This is a genomic window from Saccharopolyspora terrae, assembly GCF_004348435.1.
Lineage (GTDB): Bacteria > Actinomycetota > Actinomycetes > Mycobacteriales > Pseudonocardiaceae > Saccharopolyspora > Saccharopolyspora endophytica.
On the sequence record NZ_SMKS01000036.1, the window covers coordinates 26,346 to 46,605 of the forward strand.

Below are 20,260 nucleotides of genomic sequence, written 5' to 3' on the forward strand. Positions count from 1 at the left end.
GGACCGGCACGGCGGTCCCGCCCCCTCGATGCTCTCCGCGGTCCTCAGCCCCGGCGCAGGAGCAGGTCCAGGTCGTGCTGGATGCCCGGCCTGCGCTGCTCGACGTTGCCGATGGACAGCTCGAACTCGCCGATGTGGCGAGCGAGCTCGTCCACCGTCGGCAGCTCCACGAACGGCTTGCTGTCCTCGGCGACGCGCAGCTTGTCGAGGAGCTGCTGCTCGCTCCAGGACGCCGTGTGGGAGTACATCGAGGAGCGGTTGCGCCCGTCGGCGGTGAGCACCGCCATGATCGCCCAGCAGGCCAGTTCACCGATCTGGCTGGCCAGGATGTGCCGCTGCTGCCCATCCGCGGTCGTGGTGGTGGTCAGCTTGTCGATCCGGGACACGTGCTCGGCGAGCTTCGGGTCGACGTCGAAGTCGTCGAAGATCGAGAAGAACTGCTGCGGGTGCTTGAGGATCGTCGACCCGAGGTAGACCGTGATGGCCTCGGTGCTGCCCTCGAAGATCCGGAACAGCCGGTAGTCGCGGTAGAACTGGCCGACGACGTTGGTGTCGACGAACCCGCGCGCGCCGAGCAGCTGCACGCACCGGTCGACGACCTGCCACATCAGCTCGCAGCCGAGGATCTTCGCCGCGAAGTAGAACGGCTCGGGGAGCTCGCGACCGGAGTCGAGCCGGTCGGCCATGTGCTCGACCAACGTCTCGACCGCCTGCGTCGCGGCCACCGATTCGGCGATGATCTGCTGGATGCGGCCGTTCTCGGCGAGGTTGCCGGTGGCGACCTCGCGACGCCGGGCGAAGCGTTGCGTCAGCTCCAGCGCTCGCATCGCCGCGCCGAGCGCACCGGTGGCGAGCATGAGCCTGCCCCGGGTGAACGCGGTCTTGGCGGCCACCAGGCCCTTGCCCTCCTCGCCGAGCAGGCGCTCGGCCGGGACGTGCAGGTTCTCCAGGCTGAGGCTGTTCTGCGGAACGGCCTTGAGGCCGAGCGTGACCACCTCCGGTCCGCGCACGAAACCGGGTGAGGAGGAGTCGACGAGGAACCCGGTGATCCCGGCGTCCTGCCCGTTCTCGTCGGTCAGACGCGCGAAGACGTTGACGTAGTTGGCGTCGGCACCCAGCGAGATCCATTGCTTGCCACCGTTGAGGACATAGGAGCCGTCCGGCTGCTTGGTGGCGCTGCTGGAGATCGCGCGCACGTGCGATCCCATGCTCTGCTCGCTGATCGCGCTGGTCACCAGCCTCCGGCCTTGCGCGAGCTCGGGCAGCACGGCCGAGCGCACGTCCTCGCTGGCGAAGTCCTGGATCGGTGGGACGCCGAGGGTGTTGTGCACCGCGAGCAGGATGAGCAGGTTGCAGTCGATCGCACCGGCCTGCCTCCACACTCTGAGGGTGTCGGAATGGGAGAGTTCCTGACCCTGGTAGCGCTTGGGGATTTGCACGCCGAACAGGCCCGCGTTGGCGAGGTCGGGGATCAGGGAGAGCTGGAAGCCACGACGCTCGTCCATTCGCCGGGAGTCGAGTTGCTCTCTGCTGTACCTGCGCAGGAAATCGAGCATCTCCGACGCCGCGCCGGGGTGCGGGGAACCGCTTTCGGTCGACTCCATTCCGTTTGGTCCTTCCTGGGAAAGGCTCTCGCGAGGGGGTGGTCGCGAATGGGGGGGATTCGGGCACGTTTGATAGGACGAACGGGCACCGCACCGGAATTCGGCGCGGGTGGATTACCGCGTTCGTCGTCTCATTCGTTCCGCTGAGGTGAGAGGGCGACCCCATCTTCAGACGCGCGCTGACACCGGCCCGAGCAGTGGGGATGCCCGGGGCGCAACCACGGTGTTGATCTACCGGAGAGAAGGAGGCGGCACGTCTTCAGCATTGGGGATGTCGAGGTTGCCCAGTCCTGCCGCGTTCACGTGACGCAGGCTCGATCTCGGATCGGATCGCCGTCGGACCCCGGAGGGTACGAGGTCTTGGCGATCGGTCGAGATCCATGGCGAAAACTCCGTTTCTTCGCAAGCCGGCACTGTCCACGTGAGCACAGCCGGAGTGGGAAAATACCGTAGCCCACCAATTCGGGGTACCCCCTTTGCGGTGAGCCGAACAACGGACCGTAATCACCGCTGGTGGCGAGAACCTGAGAACTCTGTAAGGAAATCACCTTAACCGGAGTGCGGATTCTCGAAATCCAAGTCCTCTGTGGACGGGAACGGGAATTGTCCGAGGTCACGAGCAGAACTCGGCAGTAGGCTCGAAACGCCCGTCGCGGGCTGAAACCCGGCGGGCACGCCCGATCGCGGAAGGCGAGATCTTGATCACCTTCCGCGATCGCGGCTCATTCGATGCCTGCGGCGTCCATTCCGCGGATCTCCTTCTTCAGGTCGGCGATCTCGTCGCGCAACCTGGCCGCCAGCTCGAACTGCAACTCCCGCGCGGCGTTCATCATCTGGTCGTTGAGCTGCTGCACCAGGTCCGCCATCTCGGCGCGCGGCATCCCGGAGATGTCGCGGTCCTCCAGCAGGCCGGCGCTGGCCACCGCCTCGCCCGAAGGCTTCTTCCCGCGCGAGGTGTTGCGGCCCGAACCGCCCACCGACACCGACTCCTCGGTGTCCTCAGCCTCGCTGTAGACGCGGTCGAGGATGTCGGCGATCTTCTTGCGCAGCGGCTGCGGATCGATGCCGCGCTCTTCGTTGTAGGCGATCTGCTTGGCACGGCGCCGGTTGGTCTCGTCGATGGCGTGCTGCATCGAATCGGTGATCCGGTCGGCGTACATGTGCACCTGGCCGGAGACGTTGCGCGCGGCACGCCCGATGGTCTGCACCAGCGACGTCCCGGAGCGCAGGAAGCCCTCCTTGTCGGCGTCCAGGATCGACACCAGAGAGACCTCCGGCAGGTCCAGGCCCTCGCGCAGCAGGTTGATGCCGATCAGCACGTCGTACTCGCCGAGCCGCAGCTGCCGCAGCAGCTCCACCCGCCGCAGGGTGTCGACCTCCGAGTGCAGGTAGCGCACCCGGATGCCCAGCTCCAGCAGGTAGTCGGTGAGGTCCTCGGCCATCTTCTTGGTCAGCGTCGTCACCAGCACCCGCTCGTCGCGGTCGGCGCGCTCGCGGATCTCGTGCACCAGGTCGTCGATCTGGCCCTCGGTCGGCTTGACGACGACCTCCGGGTCGATCAGACCCGTCGGGCGGATGACCTGCTCGACGAACTCGCCGCCGGCCTGCGCCATCTCGTACGGGCCGGGCGTGGCCGACAGGTAGACGGTCTGGCCGATGCGGTCGGAGAACTCCTCGAAGGTCAGCGGCCGGTTGTCCAGCGCGCTGGGCAGCCGGAAGCCGTGCTCGACCAGCGTCCGCTTCCGGGACGCGTCGCCTTCGTACATGCCGCCGATCTGCGGGACCGTCACGTGCGACTCGTCGACGATGAGCAGGAAGTCGTCCGGGAAGTAGTCGATCAGCGTCGCCGGCGCCGAACCCGCCTCGCGGCCGTCGATGTGCCGCGAGTAGTTCTCGATGCCCGAGCAGAACCCGACCTGGCGCATCATCTCGATGTCGTACTGGGTGCGCATCCGCAGCCGCTGGGCCTCCAGCAGCTTGTTCTGCTTCTCCAACCGACCCAGCTGGTCTTCGAGCTCGCCCTCGATGGCGCGGATCGCCTTGTCCATCCGCTCCGGACCGGCGACGTAGTGGGTGGCCGGGAAGATCCGCAGCTCCTGCACCTCGCGGACGATCTCACCGGTCAGCGGGTGCAGGTAGTAGAGCCGGTCGATCTCGTCGCCGAAGAACTCCACCCGCACCGCCAGCTCCTCGTAGGCGGGGATGATCTCGACGGTGTCGCCGCGCACCCGGAAGGTGCCGCGGGCGAAGGCGATGTCGTTGCGGCTGTACTGCACGTCGACCAGCGCGCGCAGGAACACGTCGCGATCGATCTCGCCGCCGACGGCCAGCGGGATCGCGCGGTCGAGGTAGGACTGCGGCGTGCCCAGGCCGTAGATGCAGGACACCGAGGAGACCACCACGCAGTCCCGGCGGGAGAGCAGGTTCGAGGTGGCGGAGTGGCGCAGCCGCTCGACGTCCTCGTTGATCGAGGAGTCCTTCTCGATGTAGGTGTCGGTCTGCGGGACGTAGGCCTCGGGCTGGTAGTAGTCGTAGTAGCTGACGAAGTACTCCACGGCGTTGTCCGGGAAGAACCCGCGCAGCTCGTTGGCCATCTGGGCGGCCAGCGTCTTGTTCGGCTCCAGCACCAGCGTGGGGCGCTGCACCCGCTCGACCAGCCACGCGGTGGTGGCCGACTTGCCGGTGCCGGTGGCGCCGAGCAGCACCACGTCCTTCTCGCCGGAGTTGATCCGCCGCTCCAGATCCTCGATGGCCTGCGGCTGGTCCCCGGCCGGGTCGTAGTCGCTGACCATGCGGAACCGGGCGTCGGTCCGGGGGATGTCGCCAACCGGGCGGAACTCGGAGTGCGCCAGCACGGAGTCGTCAGGGCGCTCAGTCGCAAAAGCCACGTCGCCCAGCGTACGAGCCACCACCGACATCATGTTGCGTCACGGGGTGCCATCCGGCCGATGAGGGCGGACAATGGGATGCGTCACCGGCCCCGACCGATGGGAGGTGACCTGCGAACAGTGGAAGAGAGATAGCGGGCGCGGCGTGCTTCGGACGTCGCGCCCGCCTCATGCCGTCGCTTAGAGTGTCGTTGTGACCACTCAGCGGGAGATCGCCGAGCGTCTGGGACTGCCCGTGCATCCGCCGAAGACCGAGGTCTTCGACCTCTCGGCGGGCACCAACACCGACCCCAAAGGCCACGTGCGCACCGTGAGCCGCTTCCGCCGCGAGCCCTTCGGGCTCTACCTCGCCCGGCCGCTGCCGGGGCAGCCCAAGATCGCCGCGCTGGAGTCGTGGCTGCTGCCCTCGCTCGGGCTGCGGGTGACCCGCTGGTACTGGCGGCCCGGTTTCGAACGCGACCTCGACTACTACCTCGATCTGGTGGACGTCGAATCGAGTGACACCCAATGGCGGACCGTCGACCACTACCTGGATCTGGAAGTGCGCCAGGGTCGGGGCGTGGAACTGCTCGACGTCGATGAATTCGTGCTCGCGGTCCAATCCGGACTTCTCGAACCGGAGACGGCCGAGCGCGCGATGCGGCGGGCCACCGCGGCGCTGGAGGGGATCACCCGCTGCGGCTACGACCTGCCGAAGTGGTTGCGCACCAACGACATCGAGCTGTCGTGGAGTGGACAACCCACCCAAGATCCCGTACCCGGGCCGCGTTCGCTACCGCCAGCGGAGTGATCATCACCGCTGGTCCCCGCGCAATTCTCGGCGCCCACTGACCATTGCGGAAAAGTTATGTGAAAAACCGGTGCTGATGATCTCGTTGCCGGTTTTCGCGGCTACTCTCTGAAACTGTGAGCGCTGCGATTTCCCCCAAAATGATGGAAGTCATCGATCTCTTCAGCTCGCAGCGCAGACATCCTTCCGGTTACGTGCACCAGCTGGAGGTCTGCCACGTCGAGCGGTGGGGGCTTGCCGTGGAGTGCCCGACTCCGCAGGCCCCGGAGCACGACGTCGAGGTCACCTGGATACTGGCCGACCTGGGTCTGCGCCTGACGAAGTTCCGCCCGCGCAACCGGCACTCCCGCCCGAGCCCGAGCACGCTCACCGCGGTCACCATCCACCGCGACACCCGCTCCTGGGCCACCACGGACCTCCTGCTCGGCCTGGAGCTCTCGGATCGGGGTCGGCCCCGCATCACCAGGGCCGCGGAGTTCGCCTCCGCGGTGGCCACCGGCGCCATCCGCCAGAGCGAGGCCGACTACGCGTTCCAGACGGTCCACCGCACGCTCGACGAGGTCAGCCTCCACCGGTCGATCGACCAGTGGCTCGCCTACCGAGGCATCTTCGACCCCTGGTAACCCGCCCCCACAAGCCGTCCCCGATTTCCACGGAACCCAGGTCCCCGATTTCAGTGGAACCCGGGCCTCCGACTTCCACTGAAGTCCGGGTTCCGATTTCAGTGGAACTCAGGGTTCCGATTTCCACTGAGATCCGGGACCCCGGCGGTGGGAACGAAGGATCAGGGAGTCCAGTGGGTGGCGTCTGCCCAGGTCATGGCTCTGGGGAGGTTCGCGGCGAACCAGGGTTCTTTGGCCTCGGCGTAGCCCTCGTGGTCCTGGTCGTCGGCGTGAGCCTCGGCGGCCTGTCGCTTCGTCGCGAGGTAGTCCTCGCGGGCCTGGGGGTCCGCCCGGAGCCAGTCGGGGAACAGCAGGGCCACCCGCCAGGCCGCGGTGCCCTCGACCCGGACGTGCAGGTTCACGTGGCGACCGGGATCCGCCGCGGCGTGGAGGCGCTTGGCCCACTGCTCCGGCTCCGGGGCGAAGTCGTGGGAGTGATCGTGGTCGCTGCCGGGCACGACTGGGAAGCCCGCGTCGCTCAGTGGTTCTGCCAGGGCGTCGGCGTCGGCGAGGGTGCGGACGGTGAGCTGGAGGTCGATGACGTCCTTGGCGGTGATCGGCACCGAGGTGGAGCCGACGTGGTCGACGCGCACCGCGCGCTGCCCCGCCGCTCGCTCCACGCGAGCGATCAGCCGCCGGGCCTGGGCCGCCCACTCCGGATCCCGGTCGACGAGCTTCGGTGGCATGGGTTGGGCCCGCCGACGGTGCCGCATGTTCTGCTCGAAGGGCACCAGGCGGTCCCGCCACAGCTCGTCGACGCTCGTCAGCAGGTCCTCGACCGAGCCCGCGTTGTCCAGCCACACGTCGGCGGCCTCGCGCCGCTGCTCGTCGGTGGCCTGGGCGGCGATGCGCGCGCGTGCGTCGTGCTCGGCGAGCCCGCGCTCGATCAGCCGCCGCACCCGGACGTCCTCATCGGCATCGACGACGATCACCAGGTGATAATGCGGGGAGTATCCCGCCTCCACGAGCAGCGGGATGTCGTGCACCAGCACCGAGTCGGCGGGCGCTTCGGCCATCCGCTTCGCGGTCAGCTCGGCGACCTTGGGGTGCACGATCGCGTTGAGGTCGAGCCGGGACTGCTCGTCGGCGAACGCCGTGGCCGCCAGGGCCGGCCGGTTCAGGGCACCGGACTCGTCCAGGATCGCCTCGCCGAACCGCTCGACCAGTTCGGCCAACCCCGCGCTGCCGGGCTCGACGACCTCGCGCGACAGGGCGTCGGCGTCGATCACCACCGCGCCGAGCTCGGCCAGCCGCCGAGCCACCGTCGACTTGCCCGATCCGATGCCTCCGGTCAAACCCACGCGCAACATGCGCTACATCCTGCCAGCTGATCACCCGTCTGTGAGGGGGCAGTTCTGGTCGGGCGAACCGGACATTGCTCTTGGACGGACCAGAGCAGCCCAAGACGCGAAGCGGCCCCGCATCCACGGGGGATGCGGGGCCGCTTCGGACTTCAGCCTTCAGGCGTCAGTGCTCACGCACCACCGGAGAGCTTCTCGCGGAGGGCGGCCAGCTGGGCGTCGCTCGCGAGCGAGCCGCTGTCCTGCTGCTCGTCGTTCGAAGCCGACGAGTAGTTGCCGCCACCGGTCGGAGCCGGCTGCTCGTCGTCGCCACCACCGGCGGCCGCGGCAGCCGCGGCCTCGGCGTCGGCCTGACGGGCCTTCGTGATCTGCGCGATGTGCTTCTCGTAGCGGGTGTGCGCCTCGGCGTACTGGCGCTCCCACTCCTCGCGAGCCGACTCGAAGCCTTCCTGCCACTCCTGGGTCTCCGGATCGAAGCCCTCGGGGTAGATGTAGTTGCCTTCGTTGTCGTACTCGGCAGCCATGCCGTACTGGGTCGGGTCGAACTCCGAGTCGGGGCTGAAGCCCTCGTTGGCCTGCTTCAGCGACAGGGAGATCCGGCGACGCTCGAGGTCGATGTCGATGACCTTGATCATCACCTCGTCGCCGACCTGGACGACCTGCTCCGGGATCTCCACGTGGCGCTCGGCCAGCTCGGAAATGTGGACCAGGCCCTCGATGCCCTCGTCGACGCGGACGAACGCACCGAACGGCACCAGCTTGGTGACCTTGCCCGGCACGATCTGGCCGATCGCGTGGGTGCGGGCGAACTGACGCCACGGGTCTTCCTGGGTGGCCTTCAGCGACAGCGAGACGCGCTCGCGGTCCATGTCGACGTCGAGGACCTCGACGGTGACTTCCTGGCCGACCTCGACAACCTCGGACGGGTGGTCGATGTGCTTCCAGGACAGCTCGGAGACGTGCACCAGACCGTCGACTCCACCGAGGTCGACGAACGCACCGAAGTTGACGATGGAGGACACGACGCCCTTGCGGACCTGGCCCTTCTGCAGCTGGTTGAGGAACTCGCTGCGGACCTCGGACTGGGTCTGCTCCAGCCAGGCGCGACGGGACAGGACCACGTTGTTGCGGTTCTTGTCCAGCTCGATGATCTTGGCTTCGAGCTCGCGGCCGACGTAGGGCTGCAGGTCGCGGACACGACGCATCTCGACCAGGGACGCCGGCAGGAAGCCGCGCAGTCCGATGTCGAGGATGAGGCCGCCCTTGACGACCTCGATGACGGTGCCCTTGACGGGCTCGTCCTTCTCCTTGAGCTCCTCGATGGTGCCCCAGGCACGCTCGTACTGGGCGCGCTTCTTGGAGAGGATCAGTCGGCCTTCCTTGTCCTCCTTCTGGAGAACAAGCGCCTCGACGAAGTCACCAACGGTGACGACCTCGGCGGGGTCGACGTCGTGCTTGATCGACAGTTCCCGGGACGGGATGACGCCCTCGGTCTTGTAGCCGATGTCAAGCAGCACCTCGTCACGGTCGACCTTGACGATGGTGCCCTCAACAATGTCCCCATCGTTGAAGTACTTGATGGTCTGGTCGACGGCGGCGAGGAAGTCCTCCTCCGTCCCGACGTCGTTCACTGCGACCTGCGGCTTGGTGGCGGCTGCAGTCGGGACGGTGGTGGTGTCGGTGGACATCAGGTGGGTTGCTCCGGTACGGATAGGTTGGTCGCTGGTTCTACGCTTGTGCCGCGCCACGGCCGGTTTCGTCCGGTCCAGCGGGTAGCCGGACCTGCGGATTCCGTTTTGCCGAACGGCCTTCACAACCCGGTCTGAACCGGGCCGCGGAAGCCGCCGAGAAAAAGACCCACGGCGCGGGCGGTATCGTACGCGCTTTCTCGATCGCCGGGCAAACCGCGGTACCCCTGGATGGCAGACGGGCTTCGGACGCGCGACACAATCTCTTCACGTCCACGCCCTGAACCACCTTCACCCGGGGGAATCCTTGACACATCCCGACGAGCCGGAAAACGCCAGCTCCCAGAATAGCTCGGCTGAGCAGTTGCTGGGGACGGTCGGTGTCCGCAAGCGCAGCGTGGACGCCGCGGAGTCGCGTTCGGCGAACCGGCTGTGGTGGGACGCCGACGCCGACGACTACCACGCCGAGCACGGCGACTTCCTCGGCGACGACGACTTCGTCTGGTGCCCGGAGGGCCTGCGCGAGGAGCACGCCGGCCTGCTCGGCGACGTGCGCGGCAAGCGGGTCCTGGAGGTCGGCTGCGGTGCGGCGTCGTGCGCGCGCTGGCTGGCCGGGCAGGGTGCCCAGGCCGTTGGCCTGGACATCTCCGCCGGAATGCTGCGGCACGGGGTCGACGCCGCGAAGCGCAGCGGGACGCACGTGCCGCTGGTCCAGGCCAGCGCCGACCTGCTGCCCTTCGCCACCGACAGCTTCGACCTGGCCTGCTCGGCGTTCGGCGGAGTGCCATTCGTCGCCGACGTGGGCGCGGTGTTCCGCGAGGTGGCCCGGGTGCTGCGGCCGGGCGGCAAGTGGGTGTTCGCCGTCACTCACCCGATGCGGTGGATCTTCCCGGACGACCCGGGGCCGACGGGCCTGACGGCGACGAACTCCTACTTCGACCGCACCCCCTACCTGGAGATCGACGGCGACGGCCGCGCCACCTACGTCGAGCACCACCGCACGCTGGGCGACTTCGTGCGGGCGCTGTCGGGCGCCGGGATGCGCTTGACCGATCTGATCGAACCGGAGTGGCCCGAGGGGCACACTCAGATCTGGGGGCAGTGGAGCCCGCTCCGCGGCAGGCTGTTCCCCGGAACCGCGATCTTCGTGTGCGCGCTCGACTGAGGCGTCCACCGGCCGGCTCGCTCGGCGCTGCGGGGAGCGGAACCTCAGGCGGTGGAGGAGGCGACTTCACCGCTCGGCCGACGTCCACGCCTGCGCCCGGGAGGCGCGGGCCCTAGGTGTGAGGAGCCCCGGTGGCGACCGCGCAGGATTTGATGCAGGCCCAGTTCGCGCGGTTCGCCGCCCTGGACCCGCAGTTACCGCAGGACCAGTTCGTGCCGACCGACGCCGAGCCGGTGGCGGCGCGGACCCCCGACGGGCACGCGGTGGCGGGGCTGGTCACGCACACCTCGAACCCGGAGGGCTCGGCGCGCGGGCTGTGGCAGGCCGGCGAGGCGTTCGAGCTGTTCCCGATCATCGGCGAGCACCCCCGCGCGGGGATGGATTCGCTGCTGGGCGCGTGGCGGGAATGGCTGGGCGAGCAGGACGACCCGGGGCCGAACTCCTCGGCGATGGTGGTCTGGCCGAGCCATGACGTGCAGGCCACGCGGGCGTTGCTGGATCACGGCTTCCTGCCGCTGTCGGTGCTCGCGATTCGATCACCCACCCCGGTCGCAGATACGGAACTGTCTGGTACCGTAAAGGTGCGTCGCGCCGGACCGGCCGACCTGGACGCCGTCGTCGAGCTCACCCTCACCGAGCTCGAATACGCCGCCCTCGTCGGAACCGCCACGTACCGCTCCGATGCCGCGCAGCTGAAGCGGACCGCCGCCCGAGTGCGCCTGCACTCCGACGATCCCGTCTGGCTCGCGGAGCAGGACGGCACGCCCGTCGCGGTCGCGGAATGCGGCTGGATCGACACCGGCAAGTCCCCGCGGGCTTACCGGCTGCGCCCCGGCTCGTGGGGATACGTCAACTGCGTGTCGGTGCACGAGAAGGCGCGCGGCACCGGCATCGGCAGGCACTTGATGTCGGTGGTGCACAACGAGTTCGTGCGCCGGGGCGCCATCGGCAGCTTCCTGTACTACAACCCGCCCAACCCGCTGTCCTCGGTGTTCTGGCCCCGCCAGGGATACCGGCCACTGTGGACGATGTGGGAGGTGCGCCCGGCCACCGCACTGCGCTGACCCCGATCCGGGGCCTGCGCGCAGGTCCTAGAGGATCGAGGAGAAGGCGTGGAGATCGTCGCCACCGGCGTCGAGGTCATCGGCGCACACGGGCCGCTGCTGGCCCCCACCTCACTCCGGGTCGCCGACGGCCAGACCCTGCTGGTCACCGGCGAAGCCGGGACCGGCAAGACCGCGCTCGCGCTGGCCCTGTCCGGACGGCTCAAGCCCAGCAGCGGCAGCATCCGGCTGGACGGCTCGGCCGACGCGGACCGGCTGCGCCGCGCCGTCGCCGTCGTCGATGCCCCGCAGATCACCGAACCGGACGACTCCCTGCAGGTCCGCGACGTGACCGCCGAAGGTCTGGCACTGGCCCGGCGCGGTTCGACCCGCCGCAAGGTGCGCGACTGGCTGGCCGAGCGCGAACTGCCCGGCGACGTCCGGTTCGAGAACCTCACCGCGCACCAGCGCACCCGGTTGCTGGTCGACCTGGCCTGCGAGTCCCGCACCACGCGCGCGCTGGTGCTCGACTGCCCCGACCGCCACGGCGACGACCCGCAGCTCTGGCACTCCCTGGCCACCGCCCGCGCCGAAGGAGGCATGGCGGTGGTCGTGCTCTGCTCCACGCACTCCGCCGACAAGCTCGGAGCGCCCGCCGTCCGCATCGGCGCGGACGACAAGTCCACTTCGGCCGGTTGACACCTGAAGGTCCGTGATGACTACTTTCCGGCTCGCCGCAACGGAATTGCGACGACTGACCTCGGGCAAGCTGCCCAAGCTCGCGCTGCTGGCGGTCACCTTGGTGCCGCTGCTCTACGGCGCGATGTACATCTACGCCAACTGGGATCCCTACGGGAAGCTCGACTCGGTTCCCGCCGCGGTCGTCATCGACGACACCGGTGCCCAGAAGGAGGACGGCCAGCCGCTCAACGCCGGCCAGGACGTCTACGAGGAGCTCCTCGACTCCGGCACGTTCTCCTGGACCCGCACCGATCTCCAGCACGCCCAGGCGGGCGTGGCCAACGGCGACTACACCTTCGCGCTGGTGGTCCCCCGGGACTTCTCCCACGCCCTGGTCTCCCCCGCCGACTTCGAGCCGCGGCAGGCCAAGCTGCAGCTGATCACCAACGACGCGAACAACTACCTGGTGGGCACCATCGCCGACAAGCTCGCCGGTGAGGTCCGCAAGGGCGTCGCGTCCAACGCGGGATCGACCGCCGCCGAGCAGTTCCTGCTGGGCTTCTCCACGGTGCACGACAAGACCGTCGAAGCCGCCAACGGCGCGGGCAAGCTCGCCGACGGAGCCGGGCAGCTGCGCGACGGGCTCGGCCAGGCCGAGCAGGGCGGCACCCAGCTCTCCGACGGCGCCCACCAGCTGCTCAGCGGGCAGCAGCAGCTCGCCTCCGGCGCCAACCGGCTGGCCGACGGAACCGGCCAGCTGCACACCGGCCTGCAGCAGCTCCAGGCCTCGACCGCGCAGCTGCCGGACCAGACCGCGAAGCTGGCCGACGGCGCCGAGAAGGTCGCCCAGGGCAACGAGCAGCTCGCGCAGAAGGCCAACGTCGTCGGGAACCTCTCCCAGGGCATCGTCGACAACCTGGACCAGACCAAGGCCAAGACCGCCGCGCAGCTGCGCCAGGCCGGCGTCGACGAGGCCACCGTGCAGAAGATCGTCGCCGGGCTCGACGACCTGGGCAGCCCCGCCACCGATGCCAACACCAAGCTGCAAACGCAGGTCGGGCAGCTCAACATGCTCGCCGACGGAGCCCGCCAGGTCGCAGACGGCAACCGGGCGCTGGCCAACGCCACCCCGCAGCTGACCAGCGGCATCCAGCAGCTCACCAGCGGCGCCGGGCAGGTCGACGACGGAGCCGCGCAGCTGCGCGACGGCGAGCAGCAGGCCCTGTCGGGCACCAGCAGGCTCGCCGACGGCGCCGACCAGCTCGTCGGCGGCACCCGGCAGCTCCACGACGGCTCCGGCCAGCTCGTCGACGGTTCCAACACGCTGGCCACCGAGCTCGGCAAGGGCGCGGGCGACATCCCCAACCCCGACGACAAGACCCGGCAGGCCACCGCCGACACCATCGGCGACCCGGTCGCCGTCGACACGCAGGCGCAGGTCAAGGCCGACACCTACGGCGCCGGGCTCGCTCCGTACTTCATGGGCCTGGCGCTGTGGGTCGGCGGGTTCGTCCTCTTCCTGCTGATGCGGCCGATGTCCAACCGGGCGCTGGCGGCCGGTGTGGCGCCGTGGCGGGTCGCGCTGGGCGGCTGGCTGCCCGCCGCGCTGATCGGGCTCGTGCAGGCGGTGCTGCTGTTCTCGGTGGTCGTGTTCGCCATCGGCGTGCACCCCGCGCACCAGTGGCGGACGCTCGCCTTCCTGATCCTGACCTCGTTCGCGTTCACCGCGGTCGTGCACTCGCTGAACGCGGCGTTCGGCCCGAAGGGCAAGTTCATCGCCCTGGTGATCCTCGTGCTGCAGCTGGTCACGGCAGGCGGCACGTTCCCGTGGCAGACGATTCCGGAACCGCTGCACCCGCTGCACCAGGTCCTGCCGCTGGGCTACGTGGTGACGGGGCTGCGCCACCTCATCTACGGCGGCACGGAGGGCTCGGTCGCCCAGGCCGTGGCCGTCCTGCTCTGCTACCTGGTGGCGTCCCTGCTGCTGACCACGATCGCGGCCTGGCGCCAGCGCGTCTGGACCCCCAGCCGCCTCAAACCCGAGCTGTCGCTCTGATCAACGCGAACGGCGGGCCTCCGGACAGATCCGGGGCCCGCCGTTCGCGTTGGTCAGGGTGGGAAGCGGTGTGTGCAACGCGGCGGAGCCGCAGTCTCAGGTGTGGGACTCAGCCGGCACCGACTCGGGTTCTGACACGTCTTCTGGCGAGTACGCCGCGACGCCGTGCATCGGCATACAAAAGGAGTGGCGCACGGCGTCCAGAAGGCGTCGCCACCCGCACCGCCAAGCGAGGCGACCACCGAACAGGTCTCAGTCGTCGTAGCGGGCGATCTCGATGAGGTTCCCGTCTGGGTCGCGCAGGTAGAGCGAGGTGATGGGGCCGCGGGAGCCGGTGCGACCGACCGGGCCCTCCTCGATGCGGACCTCGTTGTTGCGCAGGTGATCCTGGACGTCGGCCAGCGCTTGGCTGGTGACGAAGCACAGGTTCGCGGAGCCGGGGACCGGGTGGGTCGCGGTCGGTTCGACCAGCTCGGCAGCCGCGTGCAGCTTGATGGTCTGGTCGCCGAAGCGAACCGCACGCCGCTCACCGGGGAACTCCACCGGCTCCATGCCGAGCACGTCCTGGTAGAACTCGACCGCCCGATCCACATCGGCGACGGTGAGGACCAGGTGGTCGACTCGGTCGATGCTGATCATGCTCCTCCTCGGGGTCGGCGCGGTCAGCTCCGGGAGTGCTGCCGCGCCCTGGTGACGCCCCGCCGGCCACAACGCCGCAGCGGCCGAGCCCGGCCGGAGCGTGTACCGCAGGCTATCCGCACCGGTGTTCGGTACCCGCGTTCGGGCCCCACCAGCGGTGATGTTCGCCATTGCACAACATCACGCCGGAGGGGATCCCCGAAACGGCGGTTCCGTGATCGAGTCGAGATCCCTCACCGCTCAGTGCGCGGCGGAGTCCCAGGAGCGGCCCGAGCCGACCGAGACCTCCAGCGGGACGTTCAGCGGGTACGCCGAACCCATCTGCTCGCGCACGAGCTTCTCCACCACGTCCCGCTCGCCGTCGGCGACCTCGATGATCAGTTCGTCGTGCACCTGCAGCAGGGTCCGCGAGCGCAGGCCCTCGGCCTTGATGGCCCCGTGCACGCCGAGCATGGCGACCTTGATGATGTCGGCGGCGCTGCCCTGGATCGGGGCGTTGAGCGCCATCCGCTCGGCCATCTCGCGGCGCTGCCGGTTGTCGCTGAGCAGGTCCGGCAGGTAGCGGCGGCGGCCCATGATCGTGGAGGTGTAGCCGTCCTTGCGCGCCCGGTCGACGACCTCGCGCAGGTAGTCGCGGACCCGGCCGAAGCGGGCGAAGTAGGCGTCCATCTGCGCCTTGGCGTCCTCGGCGGAGATGCGCAGCTGCTGCGCCAGACCGTAGGCCGACAGACCGTAGGCCAGGCCGTAGGACATGGCCTTGACCCGTCGGCGCAGCTCCTGGTCGACCTCGCCGATCGGCACGTCGAACGCCTGCGAGGCGACGTAGTTGTGCAGGTCCTCGCCGGTGTTGAAGGCCTCGATGAGCCCTTCGTCGCCGGAGAGGTGCGCCATGATGCGCATCTCGATCTGGCTGTAGTCGGCGGTCATCAGCTCGGCGTAGTCACCGCCGACGACGAACACCTCGCGGATCCGGCGGCCCTCTTCGGTGCGGATCGGGATGTTCTGCAGGTTCGGCTCGGTCGACGACAGCCGGCCGGTGGCGGCGATCGTCTGGTTGAACGTGGTGTGGATGCGGCCGTCGTCCGAAATGGACTTGGCCAGACCCTCCACTGTGGTCTTGAGCCGGGTGGCGTCGCGGTGTTCCAGCATGTGCTGCAGGAACGGGTGCTCGGTCTTCTCGAACAGGGTCTGCAGCGCTTCGGCGTCGGTGGTGTAGCCGGTCTTGGTGCGCTTGGTCTTCGGCATGTTGAGCTCGTCGAAGAGAACCACCTGCAGCTGCTTCGGCGAGCCGAGGTTGATCTCCTTGCCGATGACGGCGTACGCGTCCTGCGCGGCCTGCTTGACCCGCGCGGCGAAGCGGGCGCCCAGCTCGGCCAGCTGCTCGGCGTCCACGGCGATGCCGGCGCCTTCGAGCTCGGAGAGGACCAGCAGCAGCGGCAGTTCGAGGTCGGTGAGCAGCTTGGTGCTGTCGATGCGGGCGAGCTCGGTGTCCAGCGCGTCGGCGAGTTCGGCGACCGCGCGGGCCCGCAGCAGTTCACCCTCGGCGGCCTTCTCCTGGCTCTCCGACTCGTCCTCCAGCAGCGACAGCTGGCCGTCGTCCTCGCCGCTGTCGGCGCGCAGCTCGCGCTGCAGGTAGCGCACGACCAGGTCGGGCAGCTCGAAGGAGCGCTGGCCGGGACGCACCAGGTAGGCGGCCAGGGCGGTGTCGCTGGTGAGACCGGCGATGGTCCAGCCGCGGTCGCGGATGGCGTGCAGCGGGCCCTTGACGTCATGAGCGGCCTTGGGCGCATCGGCGTCGGCCAGCCAGGACGCGAGCGCCTTCTCGTCCTCGCTGGTCAACGAGGTGACGTCGACGAACGCGCCTGCTCCGTCGGCGGTGGCCAGCGCGATGCCCGCCAGGTCGCCGTGGCCGCGCGCCCAGGTGCCGGTACAGGACAGGCCCACGCGGGCGCCGCCGCGGGCGTGCTGGTCGAGCCACGCGGCGAGCGCACCGGGCTCGATGACGCCGCCGGTGATCTCGAAGCCCTCGTCGACCTCGGGTTCAGCGCTGGAGAGCGTGGCGAACAGCCGGTCGCGCAGCACCCGGAACTCCAGGTCGTCGAACAGCCGGTGCACCGCGTCGCGATCCCAGGCGCGCACCTCCAGCTCGTCCGGCCCAGCTTCGAGCTCGACGTCGCGCACGAGCTCGGTGAGCTGCCGGTTGAGCAGCACCGACGACAGGTGCTCGCGCAGGTTGTCGCCAGCCTTGCCCTTGACCTCGTCGACCCGGTCCACGAGACCGGCGAGCGAGCCGAACTGCTGGATCCACTTGGTGACGGTCTTCTCCCCCACCCCCGGGATCTTGGGCAGGTTGTCCGACGGGTCGCCGCGCAGCGCCGCGAAGTCGGGGTACTGCTCGGGGGTCAGCCCGTACTTGGCCTCGACGGCTTCCGGGGTGAACCGGGTCAGCTCGGAGACGCCCTTGGTCGGGTACAGCACCGTCACGTCGTCGGTGACGAGCTGGAGCGCGTCGCGGTCGCCGGTGCAGATGGCGACCTTGAAGCCGCCGCCGGTGGCCTGGGTGGTCAGCGTGGCGATGACGTCGTCGGCCTCGTAGTTGTCCTTGCTCAGCACCGGGATGTTCAGCGCGCCGAGGATGTCCTGGATGAGGCTGACCTGGCCCTTGAACTCGTCGGGGCTGGCGCTGCGGTTGGCCTTGTACTCGGTGAAGGTCTCGCTGCGGAAGGTCTTGCGGGAGACGTCGAAGGCGACCGCGAGGTGGGTGGGCTGCTCGTCGCGCAACAGGTTGATCAGCATCGAGGTGAAGCCGTACACCGCGTTGGTGTGCTGCCCGGTGCCGGTTTGGAAGTTCTCCTTCGGCAGGGCGTAGAAGGCGCGGTAGGCCATCGAGTGGCCATCGATCAACAGCAGGCGTCGGTCCTCGGAATGCGTCACGGCCGCGAGTTTAGGCTGAAGCTCTGACAGCCAGTACCGCAGGCGACGGGGAGGACCAGCAGTGCCCGCTACCGACAACGGTGAAGCCGTGACCAGCGGCGACGCCGACCTGGAGGCGTTGCTGAGCGCCACCGACGAACAGCTCAGCGCCCGGATGGGCATCGAGATCGTCGAATACAGCCCCGATCGGGTGGTCGCGACGATGCCGGTGGCAGGCAACCGCCAGCCCTACGGCCTGCTGCACGGCGGCGCGAACGCGGTGCTCGCCGAGCAGGCCGGTTCGATCGCAGCGGCGCTGAGCGCCGGCGAGGGCCGCATCGCGGTCGGCCTGGAGCTGACCTGCACCCACCACCGGGCAGCCACGGAGGGCCAGGTGACCGCGGTGGCCAGCCCGCTGCACCGGGGCCGCTCGACGGCGACCTACGACATCGAGATCACCGACGAGAAGGGCCGCCGCACCTGCTCGGCGCGGCTCACCTGCATCCTGCGCGACCAGCCGCCGAAGTGATCCGGACGTGAAAGAGGCGGGGCGCCCGTGGGCACCCCGCCTCTCATCGTCGATCAACCGCCACGCAGGCCGCCGGAAACCCGTCTAGGACAGGTTTTCGAGAACCGCCTGCGCGACCGCCTTCATCGTGGTGCGGCGATCCATCGCGGTTCGCTGCAGCCAGCGGAAGGACTCGGGCTCGGAGAGGTTGTGCTTGCTCATCAGCAGGCCCTTGGCCCGCTCGATGGTCTTGCGCGCCTCGAGGCGTTCGGTGAGGTCGTTGACCTCGGCTTCCAGGGCCTGCACCTCGGTGAACCGGGACACCGCCAGCTCGATGGCCGGCACCAGGTCGCGCTTGGCGAAGGGCTTGACCAGGTAGGCCATGGCCCCCGCGTCGCGCGCCCGCTCCACCAGATCGCGCTGGCTGAAGGCGGTCAGGATGACCACCGGCGCGATCCGGTCCCCAGCGATGTTGGAAGCGGCCTCGATGCCGTCCATCTTCGGCATCTTGATGTCCAGGATCACCAGATCGGGTCGAAGTTCCTCGGCGAGCCGAACGGCTTCCTGTCCGTCACCAGCCTCGCCGACGACCTGGTAGCCCTCCTCGCGGAGCATCTCCACGAGGTCAAGCCTGATCAACGCCTCGTCCTCGGCCACGAGTACGCGACGTTCGACGGGCTTGGCCTCGCGTGTGTCCTCGGCAGCCGGCGTCGTCACCGGGATCCTCCAGTAGAACTCGGGGTCCGCCGATGCGGTTTGCATCGGAAACCGCAGCTTACCGGTAGTGACTTCACGCCGAGGTTAATAGGCGGCGTGACCATTGCGACATCGTGAGCGCTCACGCTTTCGAAGGTTTCCTCCGCACGAACACCAGGTAGATCAACAGGATCGCGGCGACGCTGACCAGGCTCAGCACGAGCTGCGACCGGATGTCCGGCACGAAGATCATGGCGGCGATCACGGTGCCGATCAGCCCGAGCGTGACCCAGGTCAGGTAGGGGAAGAACCACATCTTCAACTTCAGCGACTCCGGCGCCTCGCGCTCCAGGCGACGCCGCATCTTCAGCTGCGAGAACGCGATCATGGCGTAGATGAACAGCGCCACGGCACCCGCGCTGTTGATGATGAAGTAGAAGATCGTGTCCGGAGCGACGTAACTCGCCGCAACAGCGACGTAACCGACCAGTGTGGACAGCAGGATCGCCTTCCACGGCACACCCCGGCCGTTGAGATCGCGCACCCACCCGGGAGCGAACGACCGCTGCTGCAACGCGAACAGCATGCGGGAAGCCGTGTAGAGACCGGAGTTGAGCACGGAGACCACCGCGGTGAACACCACGACGTCGACGACCACTTCGGCCGCGGGAAGCCCGAACCGGGTGAACGCCGCCGCGTACGGGCTGCCTTCGGAGGGGATCTGGTCCCACGGCGTGATCATCACCAGCAGCGTCACCGACCCCACGTAGAACAGCAGCACCCGCCACACCACGGCCTTGGTCGCCTTGGCCACCGAGCGCTCCGGCTCGTCGGACTCGGCGGAGACGATGGTGACGATCTCGGTCCCGAAGTAGGAGAAGATCACGATCACCACGCCGTGCAGCACGGAGAAGCCGCCGTTGGCGAAGAACCCGTCCTTGCCGATGTTGCCGACCGACAGCTCAGCACCGGGCCAGAGCCCGAGGACGAACACGGTCCCGCACAGCAGGAAGATCACGATGGTGATGACCTTGATGGACGCCAGCCAGAACTCGGTCTCGCCGAACGAGCGCACCGACACCAGGTTCGTCCCGGTCAGCACCATCATCAGCACGAGCGAGATGACCCACTGGGGCACCATCGGGATCAGCGGGTTGATCAGCTCGGCCCCGGCGACGGCCTCGAAGGCCACCACGCCGACCCAGTAGTACCAGTACAGCCAGCCGAGCGTGAATCCCGCCCACTCCCCCAGCGACGTCCGCGCGTACTCCATGAAGGAGCCCAACGTGGGCGCCGCGGTGGCCATCTCACCGAGCATCCGCATGACGAGCACGACGATCAGCCCGCCGGTCGCGTAGGACAGCACGGCCGCCGGCCCGACGGTCGAGATCACCGCCCCGCTGCCGATGAACAGGCTCGCCCCGATGATCCCGCCGAGCGCGATCATCTGCAGGTGCCGGTTCTTCAGACTCCGCCGCAACCCGGCGGGCGTCGGCTCCACCTGGGTTCTCCCATCGACCAACACGGCCTCCGCGCGTTCGACCCACCACACACTGCACGACCCCGCGAACCTAAAACCGCCGTGATCACAACCACCAGACCCCCGCGGTAAAAGGTCATCCGAAA

The 20,260-nt window shown here is 68.8% G+C and carries 15 protein-coding genes; 7 read left to right on the top strand and 8 right to left on the bottom strand.

Annotated elements, in window-relative coordinates; all coding sequences use genetic code 11:
* Positions 1 to 44 precede the first annotated feature (44 nt).
* Together E1181_RS19565 and uvrB are read right to left on the bottom strand one after the other, a co-directional pair.
* Positions 45 to 1,604 (bottom strand): acyl-CoA dehydrogenase family protein, encoded by a 1,560-nt coding sequence (locus E1181_RS19565; RefSeq protein WP_235876884.1) that lies wholly within the window; start codon positions 1,602 to 1,604, stop codon positions 45 to 47.
* 722 nt (positions 1,605 to 2,326) lie between these two features.
* Entirely contained in the window at positions 2,327 to 4,492 is a 2,166-nt protein-coding gene (uvrB, locus tag E1181_RS19570; RefSeq protein WP_132676849.1) for an excinuclease ABC subunit UvrB, read from the bottom strand.
* A gap of 193 nt (positions 4,493 to 4,685) precedes the next feature.
* On the opposite strand from uvrB, the gene E1181_RS19575 reads away from it, so the two are divergent.
* Entirely contained in the window at positions 4,686 to 5,282 is a 597-nt protein-coding gene (locus E1181_RS19575; RefSeq protein WP_132676851.1) for a DUF402 domain-containing protein, read from the top strand.
* Between the two features lie 140 nt (positions 5,283 to 5,422).
* Positions 5,423 to 5,905 (top strand): hypothetical protein, encoded by a 483-nt coding sequence (locus E1181_RS19580; RefSeq protein WP_132676911.1) that lies wholly within the window; start codon positions 5,423 to 5,425, stop codon positions 5,903 to 5,905.
* Between the two features lie 161 nt (positions 5,906 to 6,066).
* Here E1181_RS19580 and coaE read toward each other — a convergent pair whose 3' ends face one another.
* The gene (coaE, locus tag E1181_RS19585; RefSeq protein ID WP_132676853.1) at positions 6,067 to 7,254 is read right to left on the bottom strand and encodes a dephospho-CoA kinase; all 1,188 of its coding nucleotides are present in this window, start codon (positions 7,252 to 7,254) and stop codon (positions 6,067 to 6,069) included.
* A 164-nt stretch (positions 7,255 to 7,418) separates the two neighbouring features.
* Positions 7,419 to 8,933 carry a 30S ribosomal protein S1 gene (gene rpsA, locus E1181_RS19590; RefSeq protein WP_132676855.1) on the bottom strand — a complete coding sequence of 505 codons (1,515 nt, stop codon included), beginning with the start codon at positions 8,931 to 8,933 and terminating at the stop codon, positions 7,419 to 7,421.
* A gap of 307 nt (positions 8,934 to 9,240) precedes the next feature.
* Here rpsA and E1181_RS19595 point away from each other — a divergent pair, with 307 nt between their 5' ends.
* The 4 genes from E1181_RS19595 to E1181_RS19610 all read left to right on the top strand — a co-directional run bounded on the left by E1181_RS19595 (position 9,241) and on the right by E1181_RS19610 (position 13,878).
* The gene (locus E1181_RS19595; protein ID WP_132676857.1) at positions 9,241 to 10,098 is read left to right on the top strand and encodes a class I SAM-dependent methyltransferase; all 858 of its coding nucleotides are present in this window, start codon (positions 9,241 to 9,243) and stop codon (positions 10,096 to 10,098) included.
* Positions 10,099 to 10,229: 131 nt separating this feature from the next.
* Positions 10,230 to 11,162, top strand: coding sequence for a GNAT family N-acetyltransferase (locus E1181_RS19600; protein ID WP_132676859.1), 933 nt, complete (start codon positions 10,230 to 10,232; stop codon positions 11,160 to 11,162).
* Positions 11,163 to 11,210: 48 nt separating this feature from the next.
* Positions 11,211 to 11,840 (top strand): ATP-binding cassette domain-containing protein, encoded by a 630-nt coding sequence (locus tag E1181_RS19605; RefSeq protein WP_132676861.1) that lies wholly within the window; start codon positions 11,211 to 11,213, stop codon positions 11,838 to 11,840.
* Positions 11,841 to 11,856: 16 nt separating this feature from the next.
* Positions 11,857 to 13,878, top strand: a complete 2,022-nt coding sequence (locus tag E1181_RS19610) for a YhgE/Pip domain-containing protein (RefSeq protein WP_132676863.1) — start codon at positions 11,857 to 11,859, stop codon at positions 13,876 to 13,878.
* Positions 13,879 to 14,130: 252 nt separating this feature from the next.
* Here E1181_RS19610 and E1181_RS19615 read toward each other — a convergent pair whose 3' ends face one another.
* Both E1181_RS19615 and polA read right to left on the bottom strand, forming a co-directional pair.
* Positions 14,131 to 14,517 carry a VOC family protein gene (locus E1181_RS19615; protein WP_132676865.1) on the bottom strand — a complete coding sequence of 129 codons (387 nt, stop codon included), beginning with the start codon at positions 14,515 to 14,517 and terminating at the stop codon, positions 14,131 to 14,133.
* A gap of 240 nt (positions 14,518 to 14,757) precedes the next feature.
* Positions 14,758 to 17,451, bottom strand: coding sequence for a DNA polymerase I (gene polA / locus E1181_RS19620; RefSeq protein WP_268952483.1), 2,694 nt, complete (start codon positions 17,449 to 17,451; stop codon positions 14,758 to 14,760).
* A 109-nt stretch (positions 17,452 to 17,560) separates the two neighbouring features.
* Here polA and E1181_RS19625 point away from each other — a divergent pair, with 109 nt between their 5' ends.
* The gene (locus tag E1181_RS19625) at positions 17,561 to 17,959 is read left to right on the top strand and encodes a hotdog fold thioesterase (protein ID WP_246536489.1); all 399 of its coding nucleotides are present in this window, start codon (positions 17,561 to 17,563) and stop codon (positions 17,957 to 17,959) included.
* An 84-nt stretch (positions 17,960 to 18,043) separates the two neighbouring features.
* Here the strand turns inward: E1181_RS19625 and E1181_RS19630 are convergent, their stop codons facing one another.
* Entirely contained in the window at positions 18,044 to 18,655 is a 612-nt protein-coding gene (locus tag E1181_RS19630; RefSeq protein WP_093416966.1) for an ANTAR domain-containing response regulator, read from the bottom strand.
* A gap of 121 nt (positions 18,656 to 18,776) precedes the next feature.
* Entirely contained in the window at positions 18,777 to 20,081 is a 1,305-nt protein-coding gene (locus E1181_RS19635; RefSeq protein WP_132676915.1) for an amino acid permease, read from the bottom strand.
* Positions 20,082 to 20,260: the final 179 nt, after the last annotated feature.